The following is a 23372-nucleotide window of genomic DNA, read 5'->3' as shown; positions in this document are numbered from 1 at the left end:
TGAGCGTCCTTTCGTGTTGTTCCCTTCTTGATCGTGTCCGCACTCTCGCAGTGCGGACACGTCACCCTGTCCGGCCATCGCTGATCACGCAGATACTCTAAACAGTCCTCTTTGTCAGGCAGAAAGACCTCGTTGACACTCTCTCTGCTGACCATGCTGGGGAAGGCTACGAACTCCAGTCATGAGAAAGTATTCACCGCTACAGATGAGCGATTGGATTATATACAGCTCTATAGGCTCCGAGGTCGCCCCTTCCAGAAATTCCTTGTCGTTGGTCAGCGTTGTCTTCGATATGGACCTTTTCGAACAGCTGCAATCGGTGGTAGAACGCATCAGTCAGAACGCAGGTGTCGAGACCGTCTACGGCGACCCGATAGAAGTCGGCGACAGGACCGTCGTCCCGGTAGCGAAGGTCTGGTACGGGTTCGGTGGTGGCGGAGACGAATCCGGTGGTGGACTGGGTGGCGGTGTCGGCGCGACACCGGTCGGCATCGTCGAACTCACGCCGGACGAGACACGATTCGTCCGATTCTCGGATGCCCGTCGAGTCGGTATCGTTCTGGCCGTTGGGTTCGTACTCGGTGTCCTCTTCGAACGCAACTGACCCCTGTCGGACCAGTTGGTACAAACAATTTATGAACGAGGCCCTCGTACTTGGATGGAACGCCACCAGCGGGTCGGGGGTTTCTCGAATGGTCACGGAACGACAGGTCGAAACGAGCAAAGCGATACATCGTCGAACAGGACGGACCTTCTATGTCGCGACCCGATTCCTTCCGGAACGGGTGCGCCATCCGACGTACGTCCTGTACGCCTTCTTTCGGACGGCGGACGAAGTCGTAGACGACGCGGGAGACGTCCCCGCGAACGAACAGTACGCCGAACTGGAGCGACTCCGACGGCAGACGGTGGGGAGAGAGTCGACCGACGACCCCGTCCTCTCCGCCTTCCGGGAGATGGCGGACGAGTACGACATCCCCGACGCGGAGATAGATTCGTTCGTCGACGCGATGGCGACGGACATCGAGAAGGCACGCTACGAGAACTACGCCGAGTTGGAGGCCTACATGAACGGGTCGGCGGCCGCCGTCGGGCGCATGATGCTCGCGGTCACGGGCGCGGACGACCCCGAGCGCGCTCGCCCACACGCGACGGCGCTGGGCGAGGCGTTCCAGTTGACCAACTTCCTGCGAGACGTCAGAGAGGACGTCGAAGAGCGCGACCGCATCTACCTTCCACAGACCACGCTCGACCGCCATAGCGTCACCGACGAGCAGGTTCGACGGTTGGCGTTCTCCGACGAGTTCGCCGCGGTCATGCGCGACGAACTCCGACGGGCGGAGTCGCTCTACTGGCAGGGCGTCGCCGGCATCCAGTATCTCCCCGCCGACTGCCAGTTTCCCGTCCTCCTCGCCGCCGTCCTCTACGCGGAACACCATCGGCTCATCCGAGCGCGGGAGTACGACGTGTTGTCTTCGACGCCCCAACTCGGTCTCGCCCGCATGGCGTGGGTGCTCGCCCGGACGCGCTGGCACTGGCAGTTCTGTCACGACCCGGAGACCGTCTTCAGGACCGTGAGTGCGATTCCCGAGGGGGACGGACGGCGCGCGGGAACCGGGTCGCCGACACCCACGCGCTAGGAAGACGTTCTTCGAGGCGACCGAAAGACGGCGAAGTCGAACCGGTCGATTCGACGCAGACCGACGAACAACAACGCGGCCACGCCGACCGGAATCCAGTTCGTAAAGTAGGCGTTCATCGCACCCCAGAGGATGACGAAGCTCACCATGTCGTCCAGCATGAACTCACACTGGTCGAGTTGAGCGCTGAGCACGCGCCAGTCGAACCCGAGTTCGACCAGTCCGACGGCGACCACCCCGCTCACTACCCACCCGACGTAGTTCGACAGGGGGACACCGTAGTACGCACCCCCCGCCGAGTACGACCAGAACCCGAGCGCGACGGCCGCGGGGTCTAACACCAGGTCGACGACGAGAACCACGGCGAGCGAGGCCAGAAATCGCATACTGCGCGAGTCCGCCCGCGGACCGAGCAAGAGGAGACAGAGCAGATAGCTGTTTAGCACGAGTGGGAAGAAAAAGACGGGGAGACCCGCCGGTACCGTGTCGAACAGCATCGGCCCGAGTTCGAGTTCGTAGCTGAACTCGCCGTAGGGAAACCCGGTCGTCACGCCGACGAACTCCACCCCGTAGGTGTAGAGAGTCAGTGCGAGGAGTGCGACCCCCGCCCGCCGGTCGATAGTCGGGGCGAGTCCGGCGACCAGGGGCGAGCGCATGACGAGCGTCCCGAAGAGGATGAGAAGCGAACTGCGCGCGAGCCACGGCGGAAGCCACCCTTCGTGGCCCGCCACGAACAGCGACGCGCCGACGAGCGGGAAGACGACGGCGATGGTGAACCGATTCTCTCGGACGAGCGTCGCCAGCGTCGTCTCCGCGTCGCGTCTATCCACGGACGACCCTCCAGAGGCCGCCGAGCGTCAGCACCATGCCGACGGCGGCGTTGATGGCCGGATACCACCAGTAGGCCCGGTCGATTCGTACGTCACCGACGACCCACGCCACGACGAGAACGGGATAGGCCAACAATAGCAGTCCGGCCCGCGGGTCGAGGAGGGCGAACGAGCCGGCAGCGAGGAGCCAGCAGAGTCCGCAGTAGGCGAGCGTTCCCCGTTCGCCGAGCATCGTCGCTGTCGTCTCAATTCCGGCCCGACGGTCGGGTTCGATGTCGGGAATTGCAGAGAAGGTGTGCATCGCCATCGTCCAGAGCCACCCCCCCGCGACGGCGAGTGCGGGTGGGGTGTTTCCGGCGAGTGCGGCGTAGGCTGCGGCCCCCGGCAGGACGTACAGGCCGTTCGAGACGGAATCGAGCAGCGGCGTCGTCTTGAATCGCAGCGGCGGCGCGGAGTACTCCGCCCCGAGGACGAGAAACCCGACGAGCCACGGCCACGCGACTCGTGGCGTGACGAAAAGGAGCGAGAGACCGAGGAGGGCAGAACCCACGACTGCGACCGGGACGTACCCACTCCCGCGATATCGGACTTCACGGTCGTCTTTCTTCGGGTTTCCCTCGTCCACGTCGGCGTCGAACACGTCGTTGATGCCGTAGAGGAACACGTTCGCCGGGACGAGGAAGTAAGCGAAGAGGGCGAGTGCAGGGAGCGTGAGCAGTCCCTCGACCGACGACGCACCGTAGGCGAGACCCACCAGTACCGGCCCGGTGAGGTAGAGCCAGAATCGAGGGCGAGACAGTCGAAACAGGTATCGAATCATCGTGTGTGGTGTGCGATTTCGGTCGAGGTTCGGGGTGTCCGATGGGGTTCGAGCCTCGACGATTGCTCGATTATCGGTCTTCGAGCACTGCGTCGGCGGTGTGTTGACCGCTGATGAGACACATCGGCACGCCGATACCGGGCGTGGTGTACGACCCGGTGAAGTATAGTCCCTCGACCTCGGGGGAGCGATGGCCGGGGCGCATCGGACCGGTCTGGCGGAGCGTGTGGGCCAGTCCGAGCGCCGTTCCCTTGGTGCTGTTGTACCGCTCGGCGAACTCCGAGATACAGAACTGTTCTTCGAAGACGATTCTATCGCGGAGTTCGACTCCCGTATTCGCGGCGATGTCGGCGAGTATCTTCTCGCGGTACTGCTCTCGGATGGCGGGACCGTCCGGCAGGTCGGGTGCGATCGGCACGAGGACGAACAGGTTGCTGTGCCCGTCGGGGGCAACCGAGTCGTCGGTCTCGCTCGGTACGCAGAGGTAGTACGCCGGGTCGTCGGGCCACGCGGGCGTCTCGAATATCTGGTCGAAGTGGCCGTTCCAGTCGGTCGGCAGGACGAGCGTGTGGTGGGCCAGCGGTTCGACGTCCCCTTCGACGCCGAGGTACAGGAGGAACGCCGACGGCGCGTAAGTGCGCGAATCCCAGTAGTCGGCGCTGTACCGGCGTGCCTCCGGCGGAAGGAGTTCCTGTTCGGTGTGGGCGTAGTCGGCGTCGCTCACGACGAGGTCTGCGGCGGTCGTCTGACTGCCGTTGTGGACGAGGAAGTCGTCTTCGTGACCCGTGATTCCCGTCACTTCGTAGTCGGTGCGATACTCGACGCCCAGTTCCTCGCCGAGCTCGGCGATGCCGTCGACGACGCCACCCAGTCCACCCTCTGGGTAGTAGACGCCGAGGTTGAAATCGACGTGGCTCATCAGATTGTAGATGGCCGGGGTGTTCTTCGGCGAACCACCCAGAAAGACCAGCGTGTACTGCATTATCTGCTGGAGTTTCGGGTGGTCGAAGAACTTCTCGACGTGGTCTTGCATCGACCCGAGGAGGTTCAGGCCGCGAGCGTTCTTCGCCACGTCCCACGAGACGTAGTCCCGAAAGCGACTGCGGTCGGTGTAGACGAAGTGATCCATTCCGACGCCGTAGTTCGCCTTCGCCCTGTCGAGATACCGCTGGAGTTGCTCGCCAGCGCCCGACTCGTACGACTCGAACAGCGCCTTGTTCCGTTCGAGGTCGGGGAGGATATCGGCTTGGTCCCCGTCCTTGAAGAAGATTCGGTAGTGTGGGTCGAGTTGCTGTAATCGGTAGTAGTCACTCGGCGTCCGGTCGAAGTGGCCGAAAAATCGCTCGAACACGTCGGGCATGAGGTACCACGATGGCCCCATGTCGAAGCGAAACCCGTCGGCGTAGAGCCGACTCGCCCGTCCGCCTAGCTGTTCGTTTTTCTCCACGACGGTCACGTCGGCACCGGCAGCAGCCAGATAACACGCCGTCGACAGCCCACCGAACCCACTCCCGACGACGACGGTGGACTTGTCAGCGAGGTTCATACACGTTGTCAGTGCGCGACGAAAATAAAAGCGACCCCCTGACGAGTTGGGTTTTTCCACTGTATAAGGTCATTTCTCGGAAGGTTTAGCTGGCGTATAACAAAGGTATGGGAGTCCGTCTCTCCCAGTGCGCCCTTCCTGACTCGGGCGCGCAAGCGTGCTAGTGTGAGCAGATACCCGGCGGCGCCAGAGGCTCTGGCGGAAGGTTGGCCTCCTTCCACAGTGTCACCAATCCTCTCACGAAAGTTCTCATCCCGGCGTATCGGTGTCACACGCTGCACACCTTTCCTTACGCGGTAAATATATAATTTTCGATAGATTTATATCCGCGTATTACGGTCTCAGTTCCAACGGAGAGACTGACGTGCAACTCGACGCATTCTTACTACTACTCGGCACCGCCCTCCTCTCGTTTCTCGTTTTCACGACGCTGTGCGTCGTCTGGTCTCGAATCGTCGGTCTCGACCCGACGATCGCCAAACGTTTCGTCTCACTCTCGGGCGTGAAACGATTCGGAGCGGCGCTGTTGTCCGGCGCGCTACTCGGCGTCAGTGCCGTCTTCGCACCCTCGGTACCGGTGGGCATCGCGGCCATCGTCATGCTCGCGGCGAGTACGTTCGCCGCACTGATGCTGTTCGAACTGGTACAAGAGCGGTACACCGCCTGAGTGCCCGTTCAGTCGTCGAGGGCGTCTTCGACTGCCGAGAGGAGTTCGTCCGGCGACACGACCGTTCCGCGTTCGCAGAGCGACCGATAGCACACGGCCGCGTCGCTTCCAGCGTAGTTTCGTTCCTCGAACGGACGCTCTTCGACGACGATTACCGACTCCGCGTCACGAACCGCTTCGAGATTCGACAGGTTGCCCGCACCGATTTCCACGTCTGCCAGCACGGTCACGTCCGCCGCTTCGATGCGTGTTTCGACTGCCTCCCGCGCACCGGGACCGATGGGGGCAAAGGGCTCTTCGACCACCGTATCCAACCCGAGCAGTCGGGCGGTTTCGAGGTCGGAGTCGCCTTCGTTCAGTACGCCGACCGAGACCTCGTATCCCGCCGCAGAGAGCAAGTAGAGCAGGCGCGAGACCGTCCCACCGCCACCGACGACGTGGACGCGCCCCTCGGGAGTCGGAGAGGTCGTTCGTTCCGGGAGTGCGGTCACGTAGGTGGACCCGGTCACGGGATGACGAGAGACCACCGCACGGGCGTCGAACGCCTCGCGGAGCGTGTCCTCGGCCAGTACCTCGGTCGGCGGGCCGGACGAGAGCACTGACCCCGAATCGAGCAAGAGGAGGTCGTCACAGTAGTGAGCGGCGAGATTCAGGTCGTGGATGGCCGCGACGACCGTCTTCCCTTCCCGAACCAGTTCACGGACGAGTTCGAGCGTTCGAACCTGATGATTGATGTCGAGGCTCGCGGTGGGTTCGTCCAACAGGAGTACCGGCGTGTCCTGTGCGAGCGCGCGGGCGAGCAGCACTCGCTGGCGTTCCCCCCCGCTCACGGCAGTAATCGGGCGGTCCGAAAATCGCGCCACCTCGGTTCGCTCCATTGCACGTTCGACGACCTCCCCGTCGGTCGCACCCGCGTTCGTTCCGTTCGTGTCGGCCAGCGACCCACCAGCACCGTCCGCCACTGGCATCTCTACTCGGCCGCCGAACCGGGAGTGGTAGGGGTTGCGCCCCATGGCGACCACGTCTCTGACGGGGAAGTCGAACGAGAGCGAGGTGTCCTGCGGAACGGTCGCTACCCGACGACTGGCTTCCTTCGAGGAGAGCGAAGAAACGTCGTCGCCGCCGACCAGTACGCGACCCGAATCGGGCGATAGGACGCCGTTCATCGTTCGAAGCAGGGTGGTCTTGCCCGCACCGTTCGGGCCGACGAGTCCGACGAACAGTCCCGACGGAATCCGTGCGTCCACGCCGTCAAGCACGCGAGAGTCACCGAGCGTGAGCGTCACGTCTTCGACTCGAATCACAGCGCGTGCACCTCCCGTTTCCGGAGCAGATAGAGGAAGAACGGCGCGCCCAGGAACGCGGTGACGATGCCGACCGGTAGTTGTTCCGCGCCCGCCGCAGACCGGGCGACGGTGTCGGTCGCGACGAGGAAGACGGCCCCGGCGAGCGCGCTGGTCGGAAGCAGGATTCGGTGGTCCGGCCCGACGAGCAGGCGCATCACGTGGGGGACGACGAGACCGACGAACCCGATGACGCCCGACACCGCGACGGCGGCGGCGGTGACGATGCTGGCGACGGCGAGCAGGAGTCGCTTGGTTCGCTCGACTTCGACCCCGAGGTTGTGGGCGTCATCCTCGCCGAGCAAGAGGACGTTGAGTTCCTGTGCGAAAGCGGCGAGGACGAGAAATCCAAGGAGCGAGACGGGCAACGCGATGGCTACTTTCTCCCACGACGCGAAATGAAGGTGGCCCATCAGCCAGAAGACGGCTTCTCGCAGGCTCTCGCCGCTTTCGAGGAGCAGGAACGAGACGACCGCACCGAGGAGCGTCTGGACGGCGACGCCGGCGAGCAAGAGGGTGGCGACCGGCGTTCGGCCGTTCTGGGTCGCCAGCAGGTAGACGCCGAAGGCGGCGAGTATCGCACCGACGAAGGCGAACGCGGGGAGCGCGAAGGGAAGAGAAATCGAGAAGGCGATGGTCGTGACCGCACCGACCGCCGCACCGGAGGAGACGCCGATGATGGAGGGGTCTGCCATCGGATTTCGGAAGAACCCTTGCATCACGACGCCAGCGGTGGCGAGGGCGAAGCCGACCACCGCGGCGAGCGCGATTCGGGGCATTCTGAGGTGGGTGATGATGACCGCCGCGGTGTGTGGCACGCTGAACGAGAAGACGGAACTGTACGCGAACTTCGGGACGGGGACGCCGGCCGAGAGTCCGCCGGGAACCGACAGCGTCTGCTGGACGAATCGAACGCCAGTCGGGACCGCTAGCGCGTTGAGCAGGCTTTTCGCTACGACGACCGGTGACACCGACGTCGGGCCTGTCGCAGCACTCGCCAACACGACGACCACCAGCGCCGCCGTCAACCCCACACACCACGTCGTTAGCCGCCTCCCGTGTCGCATCTGTGTCCAAGTCCAGTTGCTTTAGGTAAATATTTATTGGATAGTCTCGACGTGCCGACTGTCATGAAACACCTACTGCTGTCGACGATGCTCGTCGTAGCCGCAATCTTCGGCGCCGTCGGTGCTGTCGGCACCGCCGGCGCGACGCAGAATGCCTGTTCGTTTCCGATTTCGAAGACGGACGCGACGGGTACCGAGGTCACGATTCAGAAAGAACCGCAGAAAATAGTCACGCTCTCGCCGAGTGCAGCCCAGACGATGTGGGAGATAGGAGGGAAAGAGAAGGTGGTTGGGGTCACGAAGCACGCGGCGTATCTGGACGGTGCAGGGACGAAGGCGAACGTCTCGGGGGCCGGGATGACGGCCGTCGTTCCCGAGAAGGTCGTCGCACAGGAACCCGACCTCGTTCTCGCGCCGAACGTCATCCCGGACCAGACCGTCGAGAAACTTCGGAAGGCAGGGTTGACGGTGTACAAGTTCCGCGAATCGAAATCGCTCGACGACATCTACGCGAAGACCGAACTCACCGGCCAGTTGACCGGTGAGTGTCAGGGCGCGGCGGAGACCGTCTCGTGGATGAAAGACCGCGTGAGCACCGTCGAGCAGGCCGTCGAAGGCGAAGACCGTCCGAAGGTGTTGTACGTCATGAGTGGCGGTTTCACCGCCGGAAACGGAACGTTCCTGAACACGATTATCCAGACGGCCGGCGGAACGAACGTCGCCGCCGAAGCCAACATCGAGGGGTACAAACAGATCAGCAACGAGGTGGTCGTAGAACAGCAACCCGAGTGGTTCGTCCTCTCTGCCGGTGCGAAGGTTCCCGACGCCTACAGTGACACGCCTGCCGCGAAGCAGAACAACACGGTGTCGCTGAACCCGAACTACGCGAGCCAACCCGCACCGAGAATCGTCTACCCCATCGCGACGCTGGCGAAGTCCCTCCATCCGGAGGCGTACGCCGAGGCGAACTCGACAACCACGACGACCGAGACGACGGACGCCGAGACGGAAACGAGCGAGACGGCCACGACGACCGTGAGCGACTCCGGCGGTCAGCCCGGTTTCGGGACGCCCGCCGCACTTGTGGCGTTCGTGCTGGTGTCGCTCCTCGCTCGACGTGAGTGAGACGCGGTGCAGATTCTCCGCGGCTGTCCGAGGAGAGCGACACGAAAAGGCGTTTAACGCGGGACTACGGAGAGAGGGATATGGTCGAAATAGTCATCTGGCCCGCGTATCTCGACGCGGATTTGACTCGGAGTGAGGGACGGCGAGTGCCCGAACGCACCGCCGTCGGGGACCCGACGGTGGACGAAATAGCTCGTGCGGTCCAACAGGTCGGGTACGACACCGTCATCGAACGCGACAAAGCCTACTCGCGAGAAGGATGGGAAACGCGGGGCCGTGTGCTGGTCAAGAACGCGGACGACTCCTCGAAGAACGACCTCATCCAGGCCGTCGCGGCGTACGTCACGGCCATGCGAGAATGATGCAGCGACTCGGACAGGTCGTCCGGACGGCACAGGGCCTCGCCATCGTTCAGTCGCCGGACGAAGAGCATCCGGACCTGGGAACAGAGGTGGTAGACGAGAGTTTGCAGAGCGTCGGCAGAGTCGTGGACGTGTTCGGTCCCGTTTCGCGGCCGTATCTCGCCGTGTCGCCGAACGAGGACACGCGGCTGCCGACGCTCGTCGGGTCGAAGCTCTACGCACGGTGACGGTGGGTGCTTCCGTAACGAGATGCGTGCGTTCCGGGACCAGCCACCGATGCACGCCCCCGAGATGGGGGAAAGCGGCTCTCACGAACGTTTACATACGAAGACGGAGCCAACCTCGGTGGACGTCTCCGGTTCGAAGCCGACGCCTCGGCTTCCGAGACCGATAGTCTGCCTAACCCGCGAGGGTGCGCCTTTCTCCCATCGTGCCGATACTGGTCTGTCACCCACTGACGCTCCGTACCGTTTCGAAATCTACTCGAAGTACGTCGCGAGGCGGTCTGCCGCCGTCTCCGTGCGTGGCGTCACCAGTGCGAACCGGAACCAATCGTCTCGCGAGGTTCCGAAGGCTTCGCCGGGCATCCCCGCCACCCCCGCCTCGTCGACGAGGCGTTCGACGTTCGCCAGCGTGCCGGGGAAGTCGGGGAATCGCGCCATGACGTAGAACGCCCCGTCGGGTCGCGAGTAGTCCGCACCTGCTTCGTCCAGCGCGTCGGTGAACGCCTCGACCCGCGATTCGAGCAGTCGGCGGTTCTCTTCGTAGTAGTCCGTCCCCGTCTCGCGGAGCGCGTAGAGCACCGCGTACTGGGCCGGACGACTGCCGGTCACGTTCGTCAGCATGTGACGCGTTTTCGCCATGTCTACCAACTCCGGCGGAAAGATGGCGTAGCCGACCCGAAAGCCGGTGATTGCCAGTGACTTCGAAAACGAGTTCGTGACGACGCGATGGTCCGAATCGAACGCCAACGCGCTGGTGAACTCGCCCGAGAAGTCGAAGTGGTCGTACACTTCGTCGCTCACCAGGAGTGCGTCGTACTGCTCGGCGATAGCGACGAACTCGCGCATCGTCTCCTCGTCGTACACCGCTCCCGTCGGATTGTTCGGCGTGTTTACGATGATCGCCGCAGTGTCGTCGTTCGCCCGTGCTCGGACTGCGTCGGGGTCGAGGCGGCCGTCGTCGTCAGTGGCGACGAACCGTGCCTTCGCACCGAGCATCTTCGTTTTTCCCGGATAGTAGGGGTAGATTGGGTCTGTCAGGATGAACTCGTCCCCGGCGTCGCGTTCCAGCGCGCGAGCCATCGCCAGGTAGTTCGCTTCACCGCCGCCGCACGTCACGACGACCTGCGACTGATCGACGTTCCGTCGGGCAGCGATTTCCTCCCGAAGTTCGAGGAGTCCCTCGCTCGGCGGGTACTGAAAGTCCGCACCGCCGAGGTCGGCGTACTCGTGGAGTCCCTCCGCGATACCCGGTGGTGACCCCCAGTCGGGATTGCCGCTCACCATGTCGATTACGTCGCGGTCGGCCGCCTTCGCGTACGCCATGACCTGAAAGAACAGTGGCGTCTCGTAGTCCATACCCGAGGAGTCGTAGCACGGGCAAGTCTTTCTTTCGCCCCGAAACGGTTAGCCAACGGACGACCATCTTCTACCGATGGCATCGACTGTCGACGCAGACGCAGTTCGTTCGTACTACGAGTTCATCGACGCAGAAGCGTACGAAGACGTGTTCGCGCTGTTCGCAGAGGACATCGCCTACGAACGGCCCGGCCAGGAGAGTCTCCGTGGGATGAACGAGTTTCGCGAGTTCTATCTCGAAGACCGACCGATAGAAGACGGCGAACACGAAATCGACGAACTGGTAGTCGGTGACGACACCGTCGCCGTTCGCGGACGATTCAGCGGCGTCCAGGCCGGCGAACGTGTGTCGTTCGGCTTCGCGGACTTCCACCGATTCGACGATGAAGGACGGATAACGGAACGCACCACGTATACCGACCGCGATACGGTCTGACCCGTACTTTCTTTCCTTCCACTCGCCTCAGTCTACCCATGGACGAATCGGAGACGAACCACGACGCGATAGAGAAACGCCTGGGGGACACACTCCGCGAAGCGGGAGCGACGATTGCCGCAGCCGAATCCTGTACGGGAGGTCTCATCGGATCACTCCTGACGGACGTTGCGGGGTCGAGCGACTACTTCGACCGCGGGTTCGTCACCTACTCCTACGACGCGAAGATGGAACACGTCGGCGTCTCTCGTGAGGTGCTGGACGAACACGGCGCGGTGAGCGAACCGGTCGCTCGCCAGATGGCCCGTGGCGTCCGCGACGTCGCCGGCACGACGTGGAGCGTCGCGACGACGGGTATCGCGGGACCGACGGGCGGTACGGCGGAGAAACCGGTGGGTACCGTCTTCGTCGGCGTCGCGTACGCTGGCGAATGGGGGACTAGCGACTCCTACGCGACCGTCCGACGCTACGAGTTCGACGGGTCACGACGAGAGATAAAAGCTCAGATCGCCCGACGGGCGCTCGAAGACGTGTACGAGGAAGTGAAAGAAAAGGGAAAACGTTGATAGGCCACGGTGGGAGAGGAACTTCAATGAATAGGAAAGAACACGTCCTGAACGCCGCACTCCTGAGCATCGGACTCGGGTACGTCTTGCATCCATCTGGCGACACGATTACCTTCTACACCATCCTCGAGGTCGGGGTTCCGGTCGTCCTCGGCGCGCTCTTTCCGGACGTCGATACGGCGTTCGGAAAGCACAGAAAGACCTTCCACAACCTTCCCGTGCTCGCGCTGTTCGTGTACTTCCCGATAGTGTTCGGGAACCTCCAGTACGTCTGGATCGGCATCCTCACTCATTACGCGCTGGATATACTCGGGAGCAAGCGCGGACTCGCTCTGTTCTACCCGTACGAAAAGGAGTTCGGTGCCCCGTTCGGCGTCTCGGTGAGCAGTCGGCACGCGACGATGGTGACGCTCTTCGTGACTGGGTTCGAAATCGTTGTCGCTTCGATGCTCGTCTATCGACAGTACGTCGTGGATGCCGGTCTCGCCGCCGTTGGTATTCAATAGACGCTCACGTCGTCGAACCGACCGCCGTACGTGTCATTGCTCGGGTGAGTCGCTTCGGTTCTCGAAAGCACCAATCGGTCGAACTTCCCCCACGTGTTCTCCCAGCCGAGGTGTGCGAACTCCAGACTTCGTCGGAGGTCGTGCGTTCGCCCCGAGCGGTGGACGACCCGACCCACCTCCCCCGTCTTGAGCTGGTCGACCAGTTCGGCTTCGGTTTCGACGCCGGTTTTGAGTGCCGTCCACACCTCGCCGATGGTTCGCTTGAGATGGGCGTACGACGACCCGAACGCGGGTTTGTCGGTCGTATCGACGATTTCTTTCGCCCGCTCGTTGTGTCGGTCCAGGTGTTTCGGGTTGTACGTCTCGACAGCGTGGATGACGTCACCGTGAACCCGGATGTCCGCTTCGGAGACGCCGACGTTCAAGAACTCGGGATGTGGTATCAAAACGGCAGCCCCCTGTCTGTCGAACTCCCGCATCGCGGCCGTGAACGTAATGAAATCGGGAACCGGCTCCGTGAGCCCCACGGCGAGCACGTGCTTTCTGTTACGCCACGTGCCGGCGAACACCTCACGCGCGGGGACGACGAGCAGTTCGTCGTCCGAAAACCGCTCTGCGCGTCGACGAATCTCTGGTAGGGGAACGAAATGCGGTGCGTATACCAGTGCGTCGATAGCACGCTCTTTTGCCCGTCGTACGACCTGTTCGTCTAGCACTTTGACGTGCATATCGACCCGGAACTCGTCGCGGTCGGTCACGCTGGCTTTCTTCGCGCGGTTGGACGATAGGAGTTCTGGTTTCACTATCTAGAAGTAACCCTGTGAGAAAAGAGTAAACGATGGTCGCTCTTTACTTCGACCTCGACGGGACGTTGATTCATTATCGCTCTCATTCGAAGAGATGTTCGAGCGAGCGAGACGGAAGTCGAACGTTCCCGACCACGACGGATTACACGAGAGGTACGTGACGACGTTTCTCGAGTACTTTTCGAACTGCCATCCGGAACCGTATCGCGCAGCGATGGCCGACCTCTGTACGGAGTTTTCCCTGTCGACCGACGGAGACACGTTCGCCGAGGTGCTGGTCGAATCGGAGTTGTCGAACGTCGAGGTCACCGACAGCGTACACGACCTCCTCGACGACCTGTCTGCCGACCACGAGCTCGGCGTCCTGACGAACGGTGCGGGGCACGTCCAACGAGCAAAACTCGACATCTGCGGTCTGGAGACGTACTCCGATACCGTCGTCGCGTCCTGTGAAGTCGGTGCACGGAGACCCGAATCGGAAATCTTCGCGCGGGCGAAAGACAAACTTTCCCGCAGACGAGTACGTGTTCGTCGCAGACGACCTCAAACGGGACGTCCTTCCCGCACAGGAGGCGGGATTCCTGGGGGTGTGGTTCTCCGAACCGACCGACTTACGGGCTGATGTTTCCATCGAGGACCTTTCGGCGGTTCGAGACGCCGTCGTCTGACGGGCAAGAAAAGGTTTTATCATCGGGATTACAGAGTCAATATACGAATGCCCGCCTGGGAATGTGACATCGATGGCTGTGGCGCATGCTTCGACAGCGTCGAGGACGCCATCGTCCACCAGACGACGGAACACGAGCGCCGAGAGTGCAAGGTGTGTGGGTCGGTCGTCCCGGACGGCTACTTCGCTATCCGCCACGCGTTCGACGAACACTCGCGCGCCGAGTACGTCCGCGCCTACGACGCGAATTCCAACGACGTCCGGACGCGTGAACGAATCCGAGACGACATCGAAGAGCGGGCTGACCTCCAACGAGTCGTCGAGCGACTCGATGAACTCAAGGGTAGCGAACTCCCCTGACGTGGCGAAGTAAACTATTTTGAGGCGGGTACGCAATCGTTGCCACATGGAGGGTACATCATGGATACGCTCGCGGACGTAGACGAAATCGTCCACGAACCCGACGAAGCGTTCGTCGAATCCACGAACGTGTGGCAATTCATGCAGGAACACGACATTGCGGACTACGACGAACTCGTCGAACGGACGTGCAACGACGTCGACTGGTTCTGGGACGAACTCGTAGACTACCTCGACATCGAATTCTACGAGGACTACGACACCGTTCGGGACGACAGCGAGGGACCGCAGTTCTCGGAGTGGTATCAGGGCGGCACGATAAACATCGCCCACAACGTGGTCGACCGCCACGCACAGGTCGACAATCCGAATCGGAATCGGGTCGCCTGCATCTGGGAGGGCGAACCGGGTGACGTGCGGGAGGCTACGTACTACGAACTCCACCGCGAATCGAACAAGGTGGCGAACGCCCTCGAAGAGCGCGGTATCGAGACTGGCGACACCGTCGGCCTCTACATGCCGATGGTGCCCGAGGTCATCTCGATTCTCTACGGCATCCTCAAAGTGGGTGCAATCGCCGTCCCTATCTTCTCCGGGTTCGGTACAGACGCGACGGCGACGCGTATCGAGGATTCGGAGTGTTCGGTGCTCTTTACGGGCGACGGGTTCTACCGGCGCGGAAGCGACATCGTTCTGAAAGACACGGCCGATAAGGCCATCGAACAGGCCGGCCACGTCGAACACAACATCGTCTACGAACGACTGGGCGCGGACGTCGCGTGGGACGACGAACGCGACGAACGATGGGACGACGCCGTCCTCACGCAAGACGACGAGTACGAGACGAAAGAACTCGACGCCAGCGACGAGGCGATGTTGCTGTACTCGTCGGGAACGACGGGCAAGCCGAAGGGTATCGTCCACACCCACGCGGGGCAGTTGATGCAGTGTGCGAAAGAGATCTACTTCGGTTTCGACCACAAAGACGCTGACCGATTCTTCTGGGTCTCGGACATCGGGTGGATGATGGGGCCGTGGACGCTCATCGGTAACCACGCCTTCGGCGGCACCGTCTTCATGTACGAAGGTGCCCCCGACTACCCGGAACCGGACCGATTCTGGGAGATGATCGACCGACACGGCCTGACCACGTTCGGCATCTCACCGACGGCGATTCGCGCGCTTCGAAAGTACGGCGACGAGTGGCTGGCAGACCACGACCTCTCGTCGCTCCGCCTCCTCGGGTCGACCGGCGAACCGTGGGACCCAGAGTCGTGGGTCTGGTTCTACGAGAACGTCGGCGGGAGCAGTGCCCCCATCATCAACATCTCCGGCGGGACCGAAATCTGTGGCTGTTTCCTCATGCCGATGCCCACCCAACCGCTCAAACCCTGCACGCTCGGCGGCCCGGGCCTCGGGATGGACATCGACATCGTCGACTCCCAGGGCGAGTCCATCGCGGACACGCACGAGAGAGGCTTCCTCGTCGCCCGCGACTCCTGTCCGTCGATGACCAAATCGCTCTGGTCTGGCGACGAACGCTATCTGGAGGAGTACTGGTCGACCTTCGAGGACATGTGGGACCACGGCGACTGGGCGCAGAAAGACGAAGACGGCTTCTGGTTCCTCCACGGGCGCGCAGACGACGCCATCAACGTCGCCGGGCGCAAGGTCGGCCCCGCCGAAGTCGAGGGCGCGCTTATCGACCACGGGTCGGTGAACCAGGCCGCGGCGGTCGGCGTGCCGGACGATACGACCGGACAGGCCGTCGTCGCCTACGCCATCCTCGAATCGGGTTACGAACCGACCGACGATTTGCGCGAGGAACTGCGCGAACAGGTCGGCGACGAACTCGGCAAGCCGTTCCGCCCGCGCGAAATCCTGTTCGTCGACGAGTTCCCGAAGACCCAGAGCGGGAAGATAATCCGCCGGGCCATCGAGGCGACCTACACGGGCGAGGATTTAGGCGACCTCTCCAGCATCGAGAACCCCGATTCGCTCGACAAACTCGAAGAAGCGAACTGAAGAAAAGAGCGACCTAGAGCGGAACGTCCGCGACCTGCACGACCGTCTTTTCCGGTGCGTCCTCGTCGGCGACTGCGAACTCACCGACGTGGTCGGTGTCGATGTCGATTTCGGCCCCGGCGACCAGCGGGGCGACGACTCCTGCGGCGACCGTCCGCGGGTCGGCGAGAGGCGTCCGGACGACGACCGAATCACCGGGTTCGAGTTCCCACTGGTCCGCAACCCGTTTCCCTGCGTCGAGCAACGCTGCGTGAGCGACCTCGTGTTCGCCCGTGAGTGCGGTCGTCTCGGGGGGGATGGGCGTCTCGGGAAACGCCGGATTCTCGCTCCACACGTCGGCCTCGAAGTGTGAAACGTGGGGGTCCTCTACCGGCCCGCCGTAGGAGACGGTCTGACCACCGGGTGGGAGGTCGTACTCGCCTACTTTTTCGCCGGGTGCGAGCAAGACGCGGGCCGCCACGTCGTTCGGTGGGTCGAACCAGACGCTCGCACCGAGCAGGGTCGCCCCGAGAAACCCGAGGAGCGGCGGGGCCGTGGGTAAGGGAACGACGGCGACGGTCACGCCCTCCCTGACACCGAGGTGGCGCAGGAAGTTTCCGGTCTTCCACGCCGTCGTGAGAAACCGGTGGTAGTCGTACCCTCGCGAGTCGGGAATCGCCAGGGCCGGGTCGTCGCTCCGTCGCTCACGAGCGACGAGGTCGGCGAACGTGTCCATGGCGGTTCTCGTCTCGGAGTGGGCAAAAGCCCGATGGTCTCTCGCCGGAGCGTCTGACGAACGTTTATATTTTGTTGCTAGACACTCACTGACGTAGTTATGCCCCGGAGGGTTCGACCAGCCTCGCGACACAAATCGCACAGGGGATGGTCCAACTGTCCCCGGACGGGACGCTTCCCGTCGTCGCATTCCTCACTGCTGGCCTGGTCAACATCTTCGTTCCGAGCGGTGGCGGAGAATGGGCAGTCGTCGGTGAAACGCTCGTCATGGCGGCACAGACGAGCGGTGAGAGCGTTCCGCGCGTCGCCATGGCTGCCGCGTGGGGCGACGCGTGGACGAACATGATTCAGCCGTTCTGGGCGATTCCACTGCTCGCTATCAGCGGGCTCTCCGTCCGAGATATCATGGGATACTGCGTGATGGTGTTACTCGGTAGCGGTCTCATCATCACCCTCGGCATCACCCTCCTGCCCATGTGAACTCACCGTCGTTGACGGTCGATATCCGAACCTGTTCGTCGGCGTAGTCCGACGACGGGTGACTCGTCACTCGTTCCGCCGGAGCAGATACGCGACACCCGCCAGAGTTCCGAGCGCCGCCAGAACACCGAACCCCCGCAGTCCATCGTCGGTCGCCGTCGTTCCCGGCGTCGATTCCGTCGTGGTGGTCGTCGCCGTCGGAGTCGCCGTCGATTCGGTCGTCGTGGTCGTCGAAGTCGTCGAGGTAGTCGTAGTGGTGGTGTTCGTCGCGGTCGTCGCGGTGCCGTTCGTGGTCGTCGTCGGCTGCGATGTCACGATTTTCCCGCGCATCGTCTCCTCGTCCACCTGCGAGAAGTAGGTCGCCATCGCCGGTTTCGCGGTGAACTCGACCGTCTGCAGTGTGCCTTTCTGACTCACGACCTCGGTCTCTTTCAGGACGTTTCCCGACCCGTCGCCGATGGCGAAGTTGTGCGGTTCGCCGTCCATGTTCTCCCACGCGACGACGTATTTTTCGCCGGCTTGCAAGTGGAGCGTTGGATTCGTTTCGTCGGCGATTGCATCCGGCGAGCGGCCAATCCAGCCGGACAATTGTCCTCCGAGTTCGAACGTCGTTTCCTGTCCGTGTGCGAGACCGACCAGCGCACTCGCTCCAAGGGCTGTCTGGACAAACTGCCGACGAGAGAAGGTAACCCGAGTCATTCGATGGGAGTGCTATTTAATAACGTGGCGCACGGTCTTAGCTCGTTCGGCCCACCGCTGGAAATTAGAAGCTGTTCTTGATTCGTTCGAAGAAGCCTTTTCCCACGTCGACTTCTTCGCCTCCGGCTTCTGCAAACGCCTCCAGTGCCTCGCGCTGTTCTTTGTTCAGCGACTCGGGCGTGACCACCTGCACTTTCACGTAGATGTCACCATACCCCCGCCGCCGGAGGTACGGCATCCCTTTTCCGCGTAGGCGGAACGTCTCGCCGCTCTGTGTTCCCGCCGGCACGTCCATCTCGACCGACCCGTCGAGCGTCGGAATCTCCACCTCGGCACCGAACACCGCCTGCGGGAACGAGATGGGCGTCCGATAGTAGAGGTCAGCACCGTCTCGTTCGAAGTCGGGATGTTCGCGCACTCGCACTTCGATGAGCAGGTCGCCGTTCGGTCCGCCGTTCTCACCGGGCGCGCCCTCGCCTTCCATCTGGAGGGTCTGCCCATCGGCGATACCCGCGGGAATGTCGACCTGCAGTTTCGCCTGCCGGTGGACGACTCCGTCGCCGCCACAGTCGCCGCACGTCTCTTCGTACAGTTCGCCCTCGCCCTCACAGCGCGGGCAGGTCCGCGACTGCTGGACGCGACCGAACGGCGTCTGTTGCACTTGCGTTACCTGCCCCTGACCGCGACACTCAGGGCAGGTCTCGACGTCCGATCCCGCTGGATGGCCCTTCCCGTCGCAGGTGTCACAGCGTTCCGGTCGCCGTACCGACACCTGCTTTGTCGCGCCCTCGTAGGCCTCTTCGAGGTCGATTTCGAGCCCGGTACGCAGGTTCGACCCCTGTCGGGGCCGGTTCGAACTGCGGCCACCGCCACCGAAAAACTGCTCGAAGATGTCGCCCATGCCACCCATGCCGCCACCGCCGAAGGGGTTGCCTCCGGCGCCACCGGCACCACCACCGTCGAAGCCACCGCGCTTTTCGGCCTGTTCGAAGCGGTCGTGGCCCATCTGGTCGTACGCCTGACGCTTCTGTTCGTCGGTGAGCACCTCCTTTGCCTTCTTCACCTTCTTGAACTTCTCTTCTGCGTCCGGTTCGTCGCTTACGTCCGGATGATACTGGGCGGCTTTCTTGCGATACGCCTGTTTAATCTCGTCCTCGTCGGCGTCCCGACTCACTCCGAGTGCGTCGTAGAAATCCTCGCTCATCAGTTGTTCTTACTAAAGTCGGAAGGTATTTGAATCGCCCGTCTGCTCGTCGTCGGTCGCGTCGTCAGCACCGTCGGTGCCGACCCGCAGACGAGAGCGTCACTCGTCGTCGTCCACGTCTTCGAAGTCGGCGTCGACGTACTCGTCTGCGTTCTGGTCACCGGCACCCGCAGCGCCAGCACCAGGACCTGCGCCACCCATGCCGCCGCCCATCCCACCGGGGCCTGCGGCACCGGCTTGCTGGGCCTGCTCTTGTTGCTGGTACATCTGCTTGCCGATCTCCTGGAGCGCCGTGCTCAGGTCTTCAGTCGCCGCCTCGAGGTCGTCTTTGCTCGCGTCGTCGTCTTCGAGTGTCTCTTCGACCCCCTCCATGGCGTCGCGGATGTCCGCTTCGAGGTCGTCGTCGATGTTCTCCTCGTTCTCTTCGAGGAGCGTCTCGGCGCGCTGGACTGCGCCTTCGGCGGCGTTCCGCGCCTCGATGAGTTCTCGGCGCTCTTTGTCCTCTTCGGCGTGTTTCTCCGCTTCGTCTTGCATCCGGTCTATCTCCTCGTCCGAGAGGCCAGCGCCGCCTTCGATGGTGATTTCCTCGCTGTTGCCCGACCCCTGGTCTTCGGCGGAGACGTTGACGATACCGCTCTCGTCGATGTTGAACGCGACTTCGATCTGCGGGGTTCCGGCCGGTGCCGGTGGGATTCCCGAGAGGTGGAACTCGCCGAGCAGTTCGTTCTTGTTGGCGATTTCGCGTTCGCCCTGGAAGACACGAACCTGCACCGAGGTCTGGTTGTCGGCCGCCGTCGTGAATATCTTCGACTCCTCGGTCGGGATGGTCGTGTTCTTGTCGATGAGTCGCTCGAACAGGCCGCCTTTCACCTCGATACCGAGCGAGAGCGGCGTCACGTCGAGCAGAACGATGTCGTCCACGTCGCCGGAGAGGACGCCACCCTGAATGGCCGCGCCGAGTGCGACCGCTTCGTCAGGGTTGACGTTCTTCTTCGGCTCCTGGCCGGTCAGTTCCTCGACCTTCTCGGTGACCTGCGGCATGCGCGTGGAGCCACCGACGAGGATGACTTCGTCGATGTCGCTCTTGCTGTACCCCGCGTCCGAGAGCGCCTGCTCGGTCGGTTCGACCGTGCGCTCGATGAGGTCGCTGGTCAGCGACTCGAACTTCGCGCGGGTGAGACTGTCTTCTAAGTGGACCGGGCCGTTGTCGGTCGCCGTGATGAACGGGAGGTTGATGTCCGTCTCCTTGCGCGAGGAGAGTTCGATTTTCGCCTCTTCGGCGGCGTCTTTCAGACGCTGGAGCGCCTGACGGTCGTCGCGGAGGTCGATTCCGTGGTCGTTCTCGAACTCCTCTGCGAGATAGTCGATGACGGCGTGGTCCCAGTCGTCGCCCCCGAGGTCGTTGTCACCGTTCGTGGCGACGACTTCGTAGACGCCCCCGCCGAGGTCGAGGATGGACACGTCGAACGTCCCCCCACCGAGGTCGTAGACGAGAACCGTCTGGTCGGTGTCGTCGTCCAGTCCGTAGGCCATCGACGCCGCGGTCGGTTCGTTGATGATGCGCTCTACCTCGAAGCCGGCGATTTCGCCGGCGTCTTTCGTCGCCTGGCGCTGTTTGTCGTTGAAGTACGCGGGAACCGTGATGACGGCTTTCTCGACGTCGTCGCCGAGATACTCCTCGGCGTCGCGTTTGATTTTCTGGAGAATCATCGCGGAAATCTGTTCCGGTGTGTACTCTTCGTCGCCGATTTCGACGGTGTAGTCGTCTTCGCCCATGTGGCGCTTTATCGACTGAATCGTCTTCTCGGGGTTCTGAACCGCTTGATTCTTGGCCGGTTTGCCGACGAGACGTTCGCCGTCGTTGGAGAACGCGACGACAGACGGCGTCGTTCGGTCTCCCTCTCCGTTGACGATAATCTCCGGGTCGCCACCTTCCATCACCGCGAACGCGCTGTTCGTGGTACCGAGGTCGATACCCAGTATCTTGTTACTCGTCATTGTTGGGGCAACCTACCCGTTTGCGCCGGTTAAAGGTTACTAGATGTCACGACGTGGCGCTGAGAACTACCGCCGTGCTTGCTTGCGATTCGACGTACGTGAATCGGTCTCATCCGGGAGTTTTATGTTGAACCGGTACTCCATCCGGTGTCTCGGGTCGACCGGAACCGATTCACTCGTCGTTCGCCACGTCGGTTTCCTCGCTCTCGTCACCGTTGCCGTCGCTGACGGTGACCTGCGCCGATTGGAGGACTTTCTCGGCCATCTCGTAGCCCGGTTGGTACACGTCGGCGATGGTGTCCTCCGGATGGTCACTCTCGACTCGGAGCATCACTTCGTGGCGTTGCGGGTCGACTTCTTCGCCAGGGTCCGGGTCGATTTCGGCGACGTTCTCGTCCTCGAACACGCGGTCTAGCTCTTTCAGGGTGAGTTCGACGCCCTCGCGGAGGCTCTCGACGTTCTCGTGGTCCTCCTCGACGGCGCGTTTCAGGTTGTCGCGCACGTCGATGAGACGGGTGACGAGGTCTTCCGTCGCGCGTTTTTCGAGTTGCTCTTGGCGTTTTTTCGCCCGTTTCTTGTAGTTCTGGAAGTCGGCCTGCTTTCGTTTCAGTCTCGCTTCTAAATCCTCGACCTGCCGCTCCAGTTCTCGTCGTTCCGACTCGACGGTGCTAACGTGTTCTTCCACCTCGGCGGCGAGGCTCTCGTCTTCGGTGGCGACCCGCGCGACGAGGTTCGTCTCCTCCGGGCCGAGCACGTCTTCCGTCGCGTCCTGTTCGGCTCGCTCCTCGTCTGCCGTCTGGGCGGCCTCCTCCTCGGTCATACACGTCGAAAGTTCCTGCGTGCGTTTAAGGTTTCAGAATCGGGACGTTCAGAACCGGGACGCTATTTCGACCCGGGCGAAGACGTCGACGAGCCAGTCCGCGGAGAGCGTGTACTGTGGCCGGCCGACCAGCCCGCTAAGTGGGTCGTACTCGACCAGTCCACGCCGCGAGAGCGTGGGTAGCCGGTTCCGCGAGATGTCGGCCAGCACCGCTTCGAACGCTTCGTCCGACACCGAGTCGGGAGGGACGCCTCGTTCCCACGCGGCCACCTCTCTCGCGAGCGTTTCCAGTTCCATCGGGGCGGTTCCGGCGTGCTGGGTGAGTGAATAGAGCACGTAGCGGTCGCGACGCTCAGACACGCTGGCGAGCAGCGAGCCGACAGAACCGCGTGACATTTGAGTCCATTCCACTATCGCTCCCGGCGAATTTTAACCCCATCAACCGTTTCCATCGTTCACCGTCTGTAACGTGAGGTGAGTCGTCGCGGACGACGTATCGGGTTCGATTGTTTCGGTCGATAACTTCGGATGTGGGAGTTTCAGCGCGCGCTGTGTGGCGGTAACGACCAATTCTCGCGGACGAACTGCGACCGTTCACGGATACGTTCACGTTCGAAACGAACCTCACGAAGAATCGTCGGCCTACTCGTGCCAACGTAGGACACAACCCTTTTCGGGCGGGCGAGAGAACGCAGAGGTATGCCAGACGAAGAACCAGACGAGAATGGCGAGGAGGAACCGGAGAAATCGTTCCGAGAGCGCGTCGAAGAGATTCGAGAAAAGCGTGCGGAAGAGGGCGACGAAGACCGTGACGAACGCCTGAAAGAGGCACTCGGCGGTGAGGGCGGTGGCGGCCCCGGCGGCATGGGCGGCAACCCCTTCGCCCAGATGATGGGCGGTATGATGGGCGGCGGCCCCGGCGCGATGGGTGGCGGACCGGGCGGCCCTGGCAGCGAGTCCGGCGGCAACGAAGAGCTCACGCGCGAGGTTCGACAGCTCCGGGACGAGGTTCGTGACGTCACTCGACAGCTCCAGCGCATCGCCGACGCGCTCGAAGACGACTGACCTGTCATCGAACTTTCAGCAATTCCGCGACCGAAAGCAGAGATTC

27 protein-coding genes and 1 pseudogene are annotated in these 23372 nt (G+C 62.6%); 14 read left to right on the top strand and 14 right to left on the bottom strand.

All coding sequences use genetic code 11. From position 1 onward, the window contains the following. On the bottom strand, positions 1-155 hold a 155-nt coding region (locus tag ACR3FF_RS07660), incomplete at its 3' end, for a transposase (protein WP_458187403.1). Between the two features lie 137 nt (positions 156-292). On the opposite strand from ACR3FF_RS07660, the gene ACR3FF_RS07655 reads away from it, so the two are divergent. Continuing rightward, positions 293-604 (top strand): GerW family sporulation protein, encoded by a 312-nt coding sequence (locus ACR3FF_RS07655; protein WP_458187397.1) that lies wholly within the window; start codon positions 293-295, stop codon positions 602-604. 88 nt (positions 605-692) lie between these two features. Then, the gene (locus tag ACR3FF_RS07650) at positions 693-1640 is read left to right on the top strand and encodes a phytoene/squalene synthase family protein (RefSeq protein ID WP_458187402.1); all 948 of its coding nucleotides are present in this window, start codon (positions 693-695) and stop codon (positions 1638-1640) included. Here ACR3FF_RS07650 and cruF read toward each other — a convergent pair. The 3 genes from cruF to ACR3FF_RS07635 form a co-directional block, all read right to left on the bottom strand. Next, positions 1637-2470 carry a bisanhydrobacterioruberin hydratase gene (gene cruF / locus ACR3FF_RS07645; protein WP_458187396.1) on the bottom strand — a complete coding sequence of 278 codons (834 nt, stop codon included), beginning with the start codon at positions 2468-2470 and terminating at the stop codon, positions 1637-1639. The genes ACR3FF_RS07650 and cruF overlap by 4 nt on opposite strands. Next, positions 2463-3290, bottom strand: a complete 828-nt coding sequence (locus ACR3FF_RS07640; protein ID WP_458187395.1) for a prenyltransferase — start codon at positions 3288-3290, stop codon at positions 2463-2465. Before ACR3FF_RS07640 ends, cruF begins: the two co-directional genes overlap by 8 nt. A gap of 70 nt (positions 3291-3360) precedes the next feature. After that, positions 3361-4836 carry a phytoene desaturase family protein gene (locus ACR3FF_RS07635; protein ID WP_458187394.1) on the bottom strand — a complete coding sequence of 492 codons (1476 nt, stop codon included), beginning with the start codon at positions 4834-4836 and terminating at the stop codon, positions 3361-3363. Positions 4837-5200: 364 nt separating this feature from the next. On the opposite strand from ACR3FF_RS07635, the gene ACR3FF_RS07630 reads away from it, so the two are divergent. Beyond that, positions 5201-5503 carry a hypothetical protein gene (locus ACR3FF_RS07630; protein WP_458187393.1) on the top strand — a complete coding sequence of 101 codons (303 nt, stop codon included), beginning with the start codon at positions 5201-5203 and terminating at the stop codon, positions 5501-5503. A gap of 8 nt (positions 5504-5511) precedes the next feature. On the opposite strand, the gene ACR3FF_RS07625 is transcribed toward ACR3FF_RS07630, so the two are convergent. Further along, a complete protein-coding gene (locus ACR3FF_RS07625) occupies positions 5512-6807 on the bottom strand; it encodes an ATP-binding cassette domain-containing protein (protein ID WP_458187392.1) in 1296 nt (431 codons plus the stop codon). Continuing rightward, positions 6804-7913: a vitamin B12 ABC transporter permease BtuC gene (gene btuC / locus ACR3FF_RS07620; RefSeq protein WP_458187391.1), complete on the bottom strand. Its 1110-nt coding sequence runs from the start codon at positions 7911-7913 to the stop codon at positions 6804-6806. The genes ACR3FF_RS07625 and btuC overlap by 4 nt, the downstream gene beginning before the upstream one ends. 63 nt (positions 7914-7976) lie before the next feature. Between btuC and ACR3FF_RS07615 the strand changes: the two genes are divergently transcribed. From ACR3FF_RS07615 to ACR3FF_RS07605, 3 genes are all read left to right on the top strand, one after another. Further along, positions 7977-9038, top strand: a complete 1062-nt coding sequence (locus tag ACR3FF_RS07615) for a PGF-CTERM-anchored ABC transporter substrate-binding protein (RefSeq protein ID WP_458187390.1) — start codon at positions 7977-7979, stop codon at positions 9036-9038. Positions 9039-9118: 80 nt separating this feature from the next. Next, positions 9119-9400: a signal recognition particle subunit SRP19 gene (srp19, locus tag ACR3FF_RS07610; protein WP_458187389.1), complete on the top strand. Its 282-nt coding sequence runs from the start codon at positions 9119-9121 to the stop codon at positions 9398-9400. Next, complete coding sequence (locus tag ACR3FF_RS07605) at positions 9400-9627, top strand: H/ACA ribonucleoprotein complex subunit GAR1 (RefSeq protein ID WP_458187401.1); 228 nt, start codon at positions 9400-9402, stop codon at positions 9625-9627. The genes srp19 and ACR3FF_RS07605 overlap by 1 nt, the downstream gene beginning before the upstream one ends. 252 nt (positions 9628-9879) lie before the next feature. On the opposite strand, the gene ACR3FF_RS07600 is transcribed toward ACR3FF_RS07605, so the two are convergent. Continuing rightward, positions 9880-10980 carry a pyridoxal phosphate-dependent aminotransferase gene (locus tag ACR3FF_RS07600; protein ID WP_458187388.1) on the bottom strand — a complete coding sequence of 367 codons (1101 nt, stop codon included), beginning with the start codon at positions 10978-10980 and terminating at the stop codon, positions 9880-9882. Between the two features lie 76 nt (positions 10981-11056). On the opposite strand from ACR3FF_RS07600, the gene ACR3FF_RS07595 reads away from it, so the two are divergent. The 3 genes from ACR3FF_RS07595 to ACR3FF_RS07585 are packed head-to-tail and all read left to right on the top strand — an operon-like array spanning position 11057 to position 12488. Continuing rightward, complete coding sequence (locus tag ACR3FF_RS07595; protein ID WP_458187387.1) at positions 11057-11416, top strand: ester cyclase; 360 nt, start codon at positions 11057-11059, stop codon at positions 11414-11416. 38 nt (positions 11417-11454) lie between these two features. Then, positions 11455-11982, top strand: coding sequence for a CinA family protein (locus ACR3FF_RS07590; RefSeq protein WP_458187386.1), 528 nt, complete (start codon positions 11455-11457; stop codon positions 11980-11982). Between the two features lie 26 nt (positions 11983-12008). Continuing rightward, positions 12009-12488: a metal-dependent hydrolase gene (locus tag ACR3FF_RS07585; protein ID WP_458187385.1), complete on the top strand. Its 480-nt coding sequence runs from the start codon at positions 12009-12011 to the stop codon at positions 12486-12488. On the opposite strand, the gene ACR3FF_RS07580 is transcribed toward ACR3FF_RS07585, so the two are convergent. Then, positions 12482-13216: a PHP-associated domain-containing protein gene (locus ACR3FF_RS07580; protein WP_458187400.1), complete on the bottom strand. Its 735-nt coding sequence runs from the start codon at positions 13214-13216 to the stop codon at positions 12482-12484. The genes ACR3FF_RS07585 and ACR3FF_RS07580 overlap by 7 nt on opposite strands. Before the next feature lie 172 nt (positions 13217-13388). On the opposite strand from ACR3FF_RS07580, the gene ACR3FF_RS07575 reads away from it, so the two are divergent. The 3 genes from ACR3FF_RS07575 to ACR3FF_RS07565 all read left to right on the top strand — a co-directional run bounded on the left by ACR3FF_RS07575 (position 13389) and on the right by ACR3FF_RS07565 (position 16346). Next, a complete protein-coding gene (locus tag ACR3FF_RS07575) occupies positions 13389-13916 on the top strand; it encodes an HAD family hydrolase (protein WP_458187384.1) in 528 nt (175 codons plus the stop codon). Positions 13917-14009: 93 nt separating this feature from the next. After that, complete coding sequence (locus tag ACR3FF_RS07570) at positions 14010-14321, top strand: DUF7565 family protein (protein ID WP_458187383.1); 312 nt, start codon at positions 14010-14012, stop codon at positions 14319-14321. Between the two features lie 60 nt (positions 14322-14381). Next, a complete protein-coding gene (locus ACR3FF_RS07565; RefSeq protein ID WP_458187382.1) occupies positions 14382-16346 on the top strand; it encodes an AMP-binding protein in 1965 nt (654 codons plus the stop codon). Positions 16347-16359: 13 nt separating this feature from the next. Here ACR3FF_RS07565 and ACR3FF_RS07560 read toward each other — a convergent pair whose 3' ends face one another. Further along, positions 16360-17061: a hypothetical protein gene (locus tag ACR3FF_RS07560; protein WP_458187381.1), complete on the bottom strand. Its 702-nt coding sequence runs from the start codon at positions 17059-17061 to the stop codon at positions 16360-16362. Positions 17062-17156: 95 nt separating this feature from the next. Between ACR3FF_RS07560 and ACR3FF_RS07555 the strand changes: the two are divergent. Further along, positions 17157-17540, top strand: a pseudogene (locus ACR3FF_RS07555) (TIGR00366 family protein); the annotation flags it as partial. A gap of 66 nt (positions 17541-17606) precedes the next feature. On the opposite strand, the gene ACR3FF_RS07550 reads toward ACR3FF_RS07555, so the two are convergent. From ACR3FF_RS07550 to ACR3FF_RS07530, 5 genes are all read right to left on the bottom strand, one after another. Next, a complete protein-coding gene (locus tag ACR3FF_RS07550) occupies positions 17607-18239 on the bottom strand; it encodes a cupredoxin domain-containing protein (RefSeq protein WP_458187380.1) in 633 nt (210 codons plus the stop codon). Between the two features lie 64 nt (positions 18240-18303). Beyond that, positions 18304-19443, bottom strand: a complete 1140-nt coding sequence (gene dnaJ, locus ACR3FF_RS07545; RefSeq protein WP_458187379.1) for a molecular chaperone DnaJ — start codon at positions 19441-19443, stop codon at positions 18304-18306. Between the two features lie 99 nt (positions 19444-19542). Beyond that, positions 19543-21441, bottom strand: a complete 1899-nt coding sequence (dnaK, locus tag ACR3FF_RS07540; protein ID WP_458187378.1) for a molecular chaperone DnaK — start codon at positions 21439-21441, stop codon at positions 19543-19545. A gap of 172 nt (positions 21442-21613) precedes the next feature. Then, complete coding sequence (locus tag ACR3FF_RS07535) at positions 21614-22261, bottom strand: nucleotide exchange factor GrpE (RefSeq protein WP_458187377.1); 648 nt, start codon at positions 22259-22261, stop codon at positions 21614-21616. A gap of 48 nt (positions 22262-22309) precedes the next feature. Continuing rightward, positions 22310-22657, bottom strand: a complete 348-nt coding sequence (locus ACR3FF_RS07530; protein WP_458187376.1) for a DUF7344 domain-containing protein — start codon at positions 22655-22657, stop codon at positions 22310-22312. A 303-nt stretch (positions 22658-22960) separates the two neighbouring features. On the opposite strand from ACR3FF_RS07530, the gene ACR3FF_RS07525 reads away from it, so the two are divergent. Further along, positions 22961-23326, top strand: a complete 366-nt coding sequence (locus ACR3FF_RS07525) for a hypothetical protein (RefSeq protein WP_458187375.1) — start codon at positions 22961-22963, stop codon at positions 23324-23326. The last annotated feature ends 46 nt before the right edge of the window (positions 23327-23372 follow it).

The organism is Haladaptatus ordinarius (genome assembly GCF_054177595.1).
This window is presented reverse-complemented; position numbering and strand designations above follow the sequence as displayed.